This window comes from Sphingomonas asaccharolytica NBRC 15499 (assembly GCF_001598355.1).
Classification (GTDB): Bacteria; Pseudomonadota; Alphaproteobacteria; order Sphingomonadales; family Sphingomonadaceae; genus Sphingomonas; species Sphingomonas asaccharolytica.
On the sequence record NZ_BCYU01000049.1, the window covers coordinates 26,122 to 36,960 of the forward strand.

Annotated in this window: 10 protein-coding genes; 6 read left to right on the plus strand and 4 right to left on the minus strand. The window is 63.7% G+C overall.

What is annotated here, in order from left to right; all coding sequences use genetic code 11:
* Positions 1 to 17: 17 nt before the first annotated feature.
* Complete coding sequence (locus SAS01S_RS13850) at positions 18 to 3,836, minus strand: LamG-like jellyroll fold domain-containing protein (protein WP_066809313.1); 3,819 nt, start codon at positions 3,834 to 3,836, stop codon at positions 18 to 20.
* A 264-nt stretch (positions 3,837 to 4,100) separates the two neighbouring features.
* Here SAS01S_RS13850 and mtnB point away from each other — a divergent pair, with 264 nt between their 5' ends.
* The 6 genes from mtnB (at position 4,101) to SAS01S_RS22845 (ending at position 8,781) form a co-directional block, all read left to right on the plus strand.
* Positions 4,101 to 4,727 (plus strand): methylthioribulose 1-phosphate dehydratase, encoded by a 627-nt coding sequence (gene mtnB, locus SAS01S_RS13855; protein ID WP_066809316.1) that lies wholly within the window; start codon positions 4,101 to 4,103, stop codon positions 4,725 to 4,727.
* Positions 4,724 to 5,299: a 1,2-dihydroxy-3-keto-5-methylthiopentene dioxygenase gene (locus tag SAS01S_RS13860; protein ID WP_066809318.1), complete on the plus strand. Its 576-nt coding sequence runs from the start codon at positions 4,724 to 4,726 to the stop codon at positions 5,297 to 5,299. The genes mtnB and SAS01S_RS13860 overlap by 4 nt, the downstream gene beginning before the upstream one ends.
* 7 nt (positions 5,300 to 5,306) lie before the next feature.
* Positions 5,307 to 5,945: an acireductone synthase gene (gene mtnC, locus SAS01S_RS13865; RefSeq protein ID WP_066809321.1), complete on the plus strand. Its 639-nt coding sequence runs from the start codon at positions 5,307 to 5,309 to the stop codon at positions 5,943 to 5,945.
* Complete coding sequence (mtnA, locus tag SAS01S_RS13870) at positions 5,942 to 6,997, plus strand: S-methyl-5-thioribose-1-phosphate isomerase (RefSeq protein WP_066809323.1); 1,056 nt, start codon at positions 5,942 to 5,944, stop codon at positions 6,995 to 6,997. The genes mtnC and mtnA overlap by 4 nt, the downstream gene beginning before the upstream one ends.
* Positions 6,998 to 7,030: 33 nt before the next feature.
* Entirely contained in the window at positions 7,031 to 7,966 is a 936-nt protein-coding gene (locus SAS01S_RS13875) for a ribose-phosphate pyrophosphokinase (RefSeq protein WP_066809325.1), read from the plus strand.
* 398 nt (positions 7,967 to 8,364) lie between these two features.
* On the plus strand, positions 8,365 to 8,781 hold the full coding sequence (locus tag SAS01S_RS22845) for a hypothetical protein (RefSeq protein ID WP_169804960.1): 417 nt from the start codon (positions 8,365 to 8,367) through the stop codon (positions 8,779 to 8,781).
* 185 nt (positions 8,782 to 8,966) lie between these two features.
* Here the strand turns inward: SAS01S_RS22845 and SAS01S_RS13880 are convergent, their stop codons facing one another.
* The 3 genes from SAS01S_RS13880 to SAS01S_RS13890 all read right to left on the minus strand — a co-directional run.
* A complete protein-coding gene (locus SAS01S_RS13880; RefSeq protein WP_157082821.1) occupies positions 8,967 to 9,788 on the minus strand; it encodes a hypothetical protein in 822 nt (273 codons plus the stop codon).
* A 260-nt stretch (positions 9,789 to 10,048) separates the two neighbouring features.
* The gene (locus tag SAS01S_RS13885) at positions 10,049 to 10,369 is read right to left on the minus strand and encodes a PilZ domain-containing protein (RefSeq protein ID WP_169804961.1); all 321 of its coding nucleotides are present in this window, start codon (positions 10,367 to 10,369) and stop codon (positions 10,049 to 10,051) included.
* A gap of 80 nt (positions 10,370 to 10,449) precedes the next feature.
* The coding region (locus SAS01S_RS13890) for a sulfite exporter TauE/SafE family protein (protein WP_157082822.1) at positions 10,450 to 10,839 on the minus strand (390 nt) is incomplete at its 5' end.

The following is a 10,839-nucleotide window of genomic DNA, read 5'->3' on the forward strand; positions in this document are numbered from 1 at the left end:
CCCCCGATCTTTGGCCATCACCGCCGCCGGGTTACTGTGGGGAGCGCCACCACATTGTTGAGCCAGGTCACTTCGGGCGTGCCGTCGGGCAGCGCGATACGCACGCGCCAGCCCGCGCCGGCGCCGGTCGGCAACGGTATCCGCACCGAAGCGGTCTTCGGCGTCAGGTCGGTCGGCGCGTCCAGCGTCGGCACCGCGATGCTGGCGACGACCTTGCCCGTGGCGTCGACCAGCTCGGCGCGGCCGCCACTGGCCGGGAGCGCGCCGAGACTGTGCACGGTCACCTCGACCGAGCGGCCAGTGACCTTCACGTCGTCCATCCCGATCCCGAGATCGGCGCGGCGCTCGGTCGGGACGCCGGGTGTCTCCAGCGTGAAGTCGAGCACGGTCGTGGTGCGCGGCGCGAAGCTGACCTCAAGCGATCCGCTGCGCTCGAGCGTCACCTCGCTCGCCACCGGATTACCGTCGGCGGTATCGCCGTCCGACGCGCTGGTCCCGGCAGTCATCTTCCACTTGCCCGCGGTCACGTTCCAGGTCGACATCGTCGCCGGCTGCGCGACGTCGCTAATGTTATAGGCGATCACTTTGAAATGGCCGGTGGTCGCTCCCGGCACCAGGATCGCGACCATTTCCGCCGCGCCCGGATTGGCGAAACGCCAGCTTACGGTATTCCCGGGATAGGTCTGGTTGCGAACCAAAGCGATGCCGCCGAGCCGCTGCCGCTGCAGCAGGTCGTTGGGCATGTCGACGCGGTCGGTCCACCAATGGCCTTCGGTGTACATGTACATATGCTGCGACTTGAACGCGATCGCGTCGCCCGCTTGCTCCTCGAGCAATTTGCGGTTCCCCGTCGCATCCCAGCTGGCGACGCGGCCGAAATCGCTCTTGGTCGCGGCCAGCGCCTTGCCCCAATCGGCCTTGCCGAGCGCCGCCACGACATTCTCGTTAAGGTCGTTGAGCGAGCCTACGCCGTTCTTCGCGGTGCGGCTGAGGATCGGCGTCAGATATTTGTCGTCACCAGTGAAGCGATAGGCGGCCCAGATCGACTGGTAAGGCGTCGCGATACCGCCGCCGTCTCCGGCGCGCTCGGCATCGGTGCGCCAGTTGATCTCGTTGGGATAGGTCCAATTGCCGTCGGCGCCCCTCTTGCCGTGCGCCATCCAGCCGTCGGCCACGCCCGTCACCAGGCCGGTGGCGATGGGATTGGCATTGTACACGCCCATCAGGATCGGCGCGTGCATGACGGTGAAGCTGTACGGCTTCTGCCATTCCCACGGCCCCTCGCGATAGACTTTGCGCCCGCCATACCAATTGCTGGCGAAGTGCATGTGCCCGGCGGGATTCTTGAGGATGATGCCGGTCAGCGCCTTCGCCGTCGCCATCAGCCGCTCGACCGCCTTGGGCTCGCCCCAGTTGAGATAGAGCCGCTCGGCGTCCGAATTGAGCCCTTCCTCATAGGCATGAAGCTCGTCGGTGGTGATATAGCCGAGCCCGTTGACCCGCATGCCGTTAGTGTAGACCGAGTCCGACAGCGCGCGGAGCGAGGCGTTGATCTTGTCGGGATCGACTCCCATCAGCGCCAGGCCGGGCCATTGCTCGAGCAAGTCGACATCGTCCGAAATGCCGCCGCCGAAATCGCCATAGGGCACCTGGCGATTGTCGATCCACCAATCGACGAACTGACGCGTGAGCTTGAGGTCCTCGAGCTGGCGGAACGCCCAGAGCGGCACGCCAGCCGGCGGCGTCGGCTGGGTGAAGGGCGGCATGCCCGTCGCGCCATAGCTGATATCGGCCCAGTAACGCCGCCCTTCGAGATTGTCGGGATCGACGCGGAGCAGGTCGGTGATGTCGCCCTTGAGCCGCCGGAACAGCCCCTCGCGGCCCGAGGCGGTATGCTCCTCGACCAGGAAGCCCCAATTATCCTTCACCTGGTTGAAGCGGTCCTGGATATGCTCCTTCTTCGCCTCGTCGCGATCCTTGAACACCAGGCGCACGTTCATCCCGTCGAGCGAGTCCGCACCGAAATCGGCCGAGGCGCTGGCGATGGTGATGTAGAAGGGATCGTTGGTCAGGACGCGGTCGCGCAGATCGAGCCAGACGGTCCGTGTCTGGCCCGGCTTCACCGACACTGTGACGTCGATCATGTCGCGGTCGGGCCAGATCGGATCCTTGATCCGGATGTTGAGCGGGATCACCCCGTCCTTGTTCGCCGCAACCCTGAGCGCGGGGATATCGAGCGCGATGCCGTCGAGCCCGTCATGCATATTGGCCCAGGTGTAATTCCAGGCGCGTGCCAGTGGCTTGCCCGGCAAGGCGTCGCCGAAATCCGACGGGATCAGGATATGGACGATCGGCGCCTCGTTGCGCCCGCGCTCCGCATTGCCCGCTTCGGTGGCACTCCCCGCGCCGGGTGCGGCATGGCCGGCGCTGGCCGGCAGCGCGACGACGGTGGCGCGTTCGTTGGCCGGAAAGCGACCCGCAATATACTTCGTCAGCGGCGCAAGGTTGGCGAAGGCCTGGGCGGTCTTTGAATCGACGACGTAATTCAGCTTGAGCGTGCCCTTGGGCTCGGCACCCTGCTTGACATCATAGGCCCAGATTTCCTGGATCGGGGTTTCCTGCGCGATGTTGGTGAAACGCAATTTGCCGCCGGTCTTGTCGCCGAAACTGGTGATCGACTTCTCGACCCCTTGCGGACGCTTTGCCAGCGACGCGTATTTGCTGCCATCGGCGGTGTAATCGAGCGCGCCATAAGCGGCGCCGCGGATCTCCACGCGATTGACCGTCTCATTCGCGGGAAGGGTCAGCTCATAACTCTTGCCGCCTTCGACATAGACGTTCCAGTCGGGCAGCTCGAAATAGTCGTCCCGCCCGGGCAGGCGCGAGCGGTTATAGACGCCTGGCCAGGTCGTCTCGGCGATGCCGTCGACGCCTTTCCACATCCATTCCTTGAGGTCCTTGGCGTCGGCGAACTCGACCTTGCGGATCGTCGTCTTGTCGGCGGTCAGCAGCGGCGGCGAAGCGCCATCGAAGCCATAGCGATGGAGGAAGGCGGTACGCTCGTCGCTCGCGACTGGCTTGTCGTCGGCCGGGGCGCTGTTGTTGGCGAGTGCTGCGACCGCGCCGGCATCGAGCATCTGGTCGTAGACGCGGATCTCGTCGACATCGCTGCCGCGCATGAAGCTGTAGCGGCTCTGCACCTGGTGCGGCGAGATGATCCGCCCGGCCAGGCCGAACTGGTCGAGCCCGCTGTCGAGCACCGCCTTCTGGTCCTTGCGCGCGACTTCCTTGCCGTCGACGAACAGCCGGACGCCGACCGCCTCGTCCCAGGCAAAGGCGATATGGTGCCAGTCGGTCGGCGCGGGCAGCGCATCCATGCGGAAGGAGACACGCTCTCTCGCGAGGTTGTTGTCGGTGACGAAGGCGTCGAAGCCGTGGCCGTTCCAGTCGATCCTGAGGAACGCCATGTCCCAACTGGTGTGGTCGGCATATCCGACCCGGAACAGCACGAACGGCGCCTCGCCGACCGGAGTACGCGAACGCCAGAAGAAGGAAAGCGTGCCGCGCCGCGCATAGATATTGCCGGGCGCCTTCCACGCGACATAGCCGTCGTCCTGCCACTCGATCGCGCCGCCCGATTTGCCGGTAGGAACGATCGCGACCTTTGACTGGAAATTGGGGACCGCATCGCCGCCCGCGGTGTCGGCGGTCAGCGTCTTGTCGGCGGAGACGTGGAACAGCAGCTTGGGCGGCGCGTCCTGTGCATTCGCGCCCGACCCGATCATTGCAGCGGCACAAACCGCCGCCAGCAATGCCACCCGCTTGTTGCTCGCCATGTCCGCTCTCTCTCACATCTGGCCGCTCGTTGGCGGCCGACTCTCCCAAGCCCTTGCGGGCATTCGATCGATAGAAACTTATGACACCGGTATCAATGATGTTTTCCCGGCCGTTTCGGCCCGACCACTCGAAGCACTGAACGGCGTCCCAAAAAGGCTGAGCTTTGGGCGATTGCAATAGATCGATCCTTCATCGGGATCGGTCCCGTCTCGACCTGGAACGGCGTGCTGGCGCGTCGGCGCAACTCGCCGTAAGTGGCCGGCATGACGACGACCAGTTTCGACGCCGCACGGGCCGGAATCATCGCAGTGGGCCGCCGCCTCGACGCGCGCGGCTGGGCGCCGGCGACCGCGGGCAATTATTCGGTCCGGCTCGAGGACGGCTTCGCGGTGACCGCGTCGGGCTGGCACAAGGGACGGCTGAGCGACGAAGGCGTGTTGCGCCTCGACATGGATGGCCATGTCGTCGGCGCGGGCAGGCCATCGGCCGAAACGCATCTCCATCTGTCGATCTATCGCCAGTTTCCGGCCGCGGGCGCGGTGCTCCACGGCCATTCGCCGCAAGCGGTCGGCCTCACCCGCGCCTTTCGCGACCTCAAGGCCTGGAATTTCGTCGGCCACGAATTGCTCAAGGTGTTTCCCGGCCAGACCACCCACGAAACCGAAATCGCACTGCCGATCGTCGACAACAGCCAGGACATGACCGTCATCGAAGCGGCGATCGCCCCGGCATTGGCACGGCCCGGCGCAGCGCCAGCCTATCTGATCCGCGATCACGGCCTTTATGCCTGGGGCAAAGACCTTGACGAAGCCGAGCGCGTGCTCGAAGCCGTCGAATGGCTGATCGCCGCCGAACTGGCCGAACGCAGTTTCAGGGAGAGCGCGTCATGACTCGCCTTCGCGTCTTTACCGCCGATGACGGCGACAACCCGGTGCTCGACACCAGCGACCCCAAATGGATCGGCGATGCGCTGAAGCGGATCGGCGTGCGCTACCAGCGCTGGCCGTTGCGCGACACCGGTGGCGCCGACACCGACGCCGTGCTCACCGCTTACGCGCCCGAGATCGACAAGTTGAAAGCCGAGCAAGGCTATCAATCGGTCGACATCATCGGCGTGGCGCCCGACCATCCCGATCGCGCGGCGATGCGCACGAAATTCCTGTCCGAGCATCGCCATTCGGAAGACGAGGTGCGCTTCTTCGTCGCCGGCGAAGGACTGTTCACGCTGCGCACCGACGACGACCGCATTCACGCGGTCTTGTGCACCGCCGGCGACCTGATCTCCGTCCCGGCAGGCATGCGCCACTGGTTCGACATGGGCCCCGAGCCGAGCTTCACCGTGATCAGATTGTTCGAGAATCCCGACGGCTGGGTCGCCAAATTCACCGGCGATGCGATCGCCGACCGCTTCCCACGGCACGAGGCCAGCGCCGGCGAACCGAAAACCAACCGATCCTCCTGAGTTCGCAATGACCGATACGCCGCCCAAGGTGATCCTGCTCGATATCGAGGGGACGACCACCAGCATCGCCTATGTGGCGGACGTACTGTTCCCATACGCCCGCGCGCGCATTCCCGCCTGGGTGCCGATCCATCGCGAGGAGCTCGCGCCGGTAATCGCCGCGATGCCGCCGGGCGATCCGGTCGCGACCCTGCTCGCCTGGATGGATGTCGACGCCAAGGAAACCGCGCTCAAGCATATCCAGGGCCGCATCTGGCGCGAAGGTTATGAAGCGGGCGAGCTCAAGGCGCATGTCTATCCCGACACGCCCGTGGCGCTGAAGCGCTGGAGCGAAGCGGGGATCAGGGTGTGCATCTACTCCTCGGGATCGATCGAGGCGCAGAAGCTGATCTTCGGGCATAGCGAGGCGGGCGACCTGACCTTCTACCTCTCCGGCTATTTCGACACGACTACGGGTCCCAAGCGCGACCCTGAATCCTATACCAAAATCGCCGCCGCGCTGACCGTGGCTCCGGCCGACATTTTGTTCGTGTCCGACGTCGCCGCCGAAACCGATGCGGCGAAATCGGCCGGCCTGCGCGCGCTGCTGATCGACCGCGACACGGGTCAGGGCGATGTGGCCAGCTTTGCCGAGATACTGCCATGATCCTGGACGGCGAACGCACGCGGTCGATCCTGCCGACCGCCGACGGCAAGGGCGCACGCATCCTCGACCAGCGCCAGCTTCCCTGGGAAGTGCGCTGGGTGGAGCTCAGGACCGAGAACGACGCGGCAGTGGCGATCCGCGACATGTGGACGCGCGGTGCGCCGATGATCGGCGCGGTCGGCGGCTATGGCCTGGCGATGGCGATCGCCGCCGATCCCGGCGATGCGGCAATCGACGCGGCCTATGCGCGCCTGCACGAGACGCGTCCGACCGCGATCAACCTCAAATGGGCGCTCGATCAGGTCGCCGCCGCGGTACGCCCGCTGCCGCCGGCCGAACGCGCCGCCGCGGCGTTCGCGCGCGCCCAGGCGATCGTCGACGAGGATGAGCGTTTGTGCCGCTCGATCGGCGAGCATGGCCTGACCCTGCTGCGCGAACTCCATGCCAGGAATCCCGATCGCCCGCTCAACATCCTGACGCATTGCAACGCAGGCTGGCTGGCGACAGTCGATTACGGCACCGCGACCGCGCCGATCTATCTCGCGCACGATGCCGGGCTGCCCTTGCACGTCTGGGTCGATGAGACGCGACCGCGAAACCAGGGCGCCTTGCTGACCGCGTTCGAGCTGCGCAATCACGGTGTGCCGCACACCCTGATCGCCGACAATGCCGGCGGACTGCTGATGGCGCGCGGCCAGGTCGATGCGGTGATCGTCGGCACCGACCGCGTCACCGCCAATGGCGATGTCTGCAACAAGATCGGCACCTATCTTAAGGCGCTTGCCGCGCACGATACCGGCGTGCCGTTCTACGTCGCCCTTCCCTACACCACGTTCGACGCCGCAACCCCCAGTGGCGACGCCATCCCCATCGAGGAACGCTCGCCCACCGAACTGACCGAGATCACCGGCGTGACCGATCACGGGCTGGAAACGGTGCGGCTGACTCAGTCCGATGCCTATAACCCCGCCTTTGACGTCACCCCCGCGCGGCTGGTCACCGGCTACATCACCGAACGCGGGGTGCTGGACCGGCTGCAGACTCCCTTCTAAGGAGGCGCGCAAACCTCGAAGGGGCGAGCACCAATGAAGCTGATGACCGGCAATTCGAACCTGCCACTGGCCAAGGCGATTGCCGGCTATCTCGAACTGCCGCTGACCGACGCGCTCGTGCGGCGCTTCGCCGACGAGGAGATCTTCGTCGAGATCAACGAGAATGTCCGCGGCGAGGACGTCTTCGTGCTGCAGTCGACCTCGTTTCCGGCGAACGACAATTTGATGGAATTGCTGATCTGCATCGATGCGCTGAAACGCGCATCGGCCAAGCGGATCACCGCGGTTCTGCCCTATTTCGGCTATGCCCGCCAGGATCGTAAGCCCGGCCCGCGCACCCCGATCTCGGCCAAATTGGTCGCCAATCTGATCACCATCGCCGGCGCCAACCGCGTGCTTTCGGTCGACCTTCACGCCGGGCAGATCCAGGGCTTCTTCGACATCCCGACCGACAATCTGTTCGCCGCGCCGGTGATGTCGACCGACATATTGGCGCGCCATTCGGGCAAGAATTTGATGGTCGTGTCGCCGGACGTCGGCGGCGTGGTGCGCGCGCGTGCGCTGGCCAAGCGGCTCGACAACGCCCCGCTGGCGATCGTCGACAAGCGCCGCGAGCGCGCCGGCGAATCCGAAGTGATGAACATCATCGGCGACGTCGAAGGGCGCTTCTGCATCCTGATCGACGACATCGTCGATTCGGCCGGCACCCTGTGCAACGCCGCGGCCGCGTTGAAAGAAGCCGGCGCCGAAGGCGTCGTCGCCTATGTCACCCACGGCGTGCTGTCGGGCGGCGCGATCGCGCGAGTCGAGGGATCGGTGCTCGAGGAATTGGTCATCACCGATTCGATCGGCAACCACGACACGATCGCCGCCGCGAACAAGGTCCGCCACCTGACCATCGCACCGCTGCTCGCCGAGGCGATCCGACGGATTGCGGACGAGAGCTCGGTTTCCAGCCTGTTCGACTGAGACGGCGGCCAATCTCCGCAGTGCTCTTGCGAAAGCAGGAGCCAAGAGCCCGCGCGCAGTGCTTCGTAACCCTGGGTTCCTGCTTCCGCAGGAACACGGCACGGTTCGGCGCGGTCCGAGGTCGCGAGCCCATAAACGGCCGCTATCGGCAAAAGGACTGAATGGCCGAATATGGGTGGACAGCGGGCGAGCAGGTTTTGGCGACGCGGGCAGCAATAGCCGCCGTTGCCTAACCTCTTGACCTCTCCGAAAAAATATCAATGCGCGCTATTAACATATCTTTCGTACGGAGCGGCCAAGTAAGGTTTGGTGCCACAATCAGATGATGGTCTCTCCCAATGTTGACCCATGATCGAAAACAACCTCTCCGTTGGTTCGCTTGGATTTTTCTGCCACTCGTGATCTTACTTCCCGCGATCATAGGCGGCTACGTAGACGGCTGGAAGCCAAGCCTTGGATTTACGGGCATAAAAATTGCGGCTGACCCATTTGTATGGCCAAAGGGGTGTATGCCAGCTTTGTATAATATCGGTGACGCTATTCCTCGATCGTGCGCTGCAAAGAGCAATGAGATGCCAAATGCAGATGACTATGGTTTGCCTGCTTATAATGGCAGCAAAGGCAAACGATGGTATCGACTGGGTAACGACGCTTTCGTTATTTTTTGTGGCTTTGGATGGGGAGATTGCTCGGTATACTCGAAGGTGCCCGGTAAGTTTGTGACGCAACGGAGTTCTGCCATCGATAAGTCAGCATCCGAAGATTTGTTTAAACGGCAGGTTCTTGAACGACGTGTAAATCCAGCGAAAGACTAATTGTGGGTCGTCGCCAGCCCGACCGCTTCTGGATCGTCCCCAATCTGGATCGCTAGAGTTCGCAAGCGACGAGTACGATAATCTCGCGCAGTTCCGACCCGTTGTCGGAAACGCCGGTCTTGAGGCCGCCCCTCATGTCTTTCGATCAGGAATGTCCCTCGACGCTCAGGTCGATAGGAGGCTTGTTACACGCCCATTATGCGATGCGCCGTCTCATGCCACCAAGTCTTGTCCCAAGCCACGACGACCAAAGTCGTCACTGGAATATAAAACGCGAGGAACACCCAATAGGCCTGATGAACCCGACGGTGACGAACCACGTCCCAGACGAATAATGGCGCAAGGCTGGCCAACACGTAGACGTAACTCGCCCATGGGCTCCCGGGCATGCTGGACGGCAGCCAGGACATCCGGTCGATTGCAGCACCGAGCGGTACCGCGGTCGCGAGGAACATCATCCTCTTGTGCAGTCCTGCGTTCGTTGCGCGCGCTTTCAGTGCAATTGTCATGAAAATGCCGAAGAGCACGCCCGCGCTTATTTGAAGCAACAGGATATTCTCCACGATTGGCACGATCGGCGCCAATGCTGTCCGGACAGCAGGCGGGCCGAATTTCGCCCCGCCCCAGACTTGGTAATACATGGTCGGCGCCAGGAGAAATCCAACGCCTATCAGGGCTGGTACCAGCATATAGGCCGCGATGCCGACTTGCTTGTGTAGCGCGCCGCGTCCCGTCGCGACCATGACCGTTTGCGAAAGCAGCAGCAGGAGAAAGCTGCCCATCAGCACGGCGTGAACGTGCAGAATGAAAGGAAAAGGCGCTCTCGCTCCAGCGTTGATCATCGCCACCTTCATCATCGAATCCGGAACGAAGCCCACCAGGACGATGGCGATAAACCAGAGCGCCATACCGACGAAGATCCAACGGTCGACGGAATGTGCGCGTGGCATGCCCGATGGATAATCATCGCGGCGCTCCCCGAATTGAGCGTCTGCGACTGTCGCCATGATTTTTCTCCCCTATTTCGATCCCCGGCCCGATTAGGCCCGGCCCTCTTCCGAAGAACCAGCGTTCGTCCGTAAGCCGCGTCGCACCTGGGCTCGCCATTGTTGCCAACGTCGCTTCCCATTGGCCGATCGGCACGTCCGGCCAAATTCTGGCGCCCAGTCGGTATCGTCACGAAAGGGTCAGCGTATTGGATCAATGCGACGCGAGCTTGTCGGCTATGGGTCGGAAGCAGACAGGCCGCTTGTTACGAGACTACCGCCTAATGCCCCAACGTCTTGACGATGTGGTCAAGCACCGGCGGGTAGAGCGGCTGGCGGAAACTGCAGCCGATCTCCAGGCCCTGGCGCCAGGCGATCGTCGCTTCGAGTCCCTGCATGCCCGGAATCACCAGCCAGACGATCTGCCCCACGTCGAGCGAATAATCCGCCTCTGCACGGAAGCCCGTGACCGACAGGTCGAGCAGGTGAACATTGTATTTGTTGGAGTGCCGATCCCGCAATCGCGCCCGCAGGACGATCGGCACGCGCTGCTGGTGGCGATGATCGTCGTCATCGCCAGTCGCTCGATCGGATCCGGACATATGGGCGTCCATGACGCGCATTATCGCCTGGCCGCTCTTAACATTTGGCAAAGACCCGGCCGATCCGGACCGATACGCCGTCAGGCGACGGCGTCCCACAGCAATTTCGCCCCGACCAGCACCATCAGCGCGTAAATTGCGGCATAGAAGCGCTCGGCGGAAACGCGCCGCACCAGCCAGACGCCGGCGAAGGTCGAGGCGATAGCGACCGGCAGGAGCGCGGCGGCGGTCAGCAGATTGGCGTGGGTGAACTGGCCGAGTGCGATATAGGCCGGTACCTTGATCCAATTGACCGCGGCGAAGAAGATCGCGGTCGTCCCGACCAGCACGTCGCGCGACAGGCGGCGCGGCAACACCCAGACCTGGAACGGCGGCTGGCCGGCATGGGCGATCTGGCTGGTGAAGCCCGAGGCGATTCCGAACAGCGTGCCGAGCCACTCGGGAAAGCCCCTGGCCACTTGCGGCGGGGC

What these genes read in the sequence shown, in the direction of transcription:
- mtnC (WP_066809321.1), top strand. Translation starts at nt 5,307, where the DNA reads ATGACCGATACGCCGCCCAAGGTGATCCTGCTCGATATCGAGGGGACG.
- SAS01S_RS13880 (WP_157082821.1), bottom strand. Translation starts at nt 9,788, where the DNA reads ATGGCGACAGTCGCAGACGCTCAATTCGGGGAGCGCCGCGATGATTAT.
- SAS01S_RS13885 (WP_169804961.1), bottom strand. Translation starts at nt 10,369, where the DNA reads ATGTCCGGATCCGATCGAGCGACTGGCGATGACGACGATCATCGCCAC.
- SAS01S_RS13860 (WP_066809318.1), top strand. Translation starts at nt 4,724, where the DNA reads ATGACTCGCCTTCGCGTCTTTACCGCCGATGACGGCGACAACCCGGTG.
- mtnA (WP_066809323.1), top strand. Translation starts at nt 5,942, where the DNA reads ATGATCCTGGACGGCGAACGCACGCGGTCGATCCTGCCGACCGCCGAC.
- mtnB (WP_066809316.1), top strand. Translation starts at nt 4,101, where the DNA reads ATGACGACGACCAGTTTCGACGCCGCACGGGCCGGAATCATCGCAGTG.
- SAS01S_RS13850 (WP_066809313.1), bottom strand. Translation starts at nt 3,836, where the DNA reads ATGGCGAGCAACAAGCGGGTGGCATTGCTGGCGGCGGTTTGTGCCGCT.
- SAS01S_RS13875 (WP_066809325.1), top strand. Translation starts at nt 7,031, where the DNA reads ATGAAGCTGATGACCGGCAATTCGAACCTGCCACTGGCCAAGGCGATT.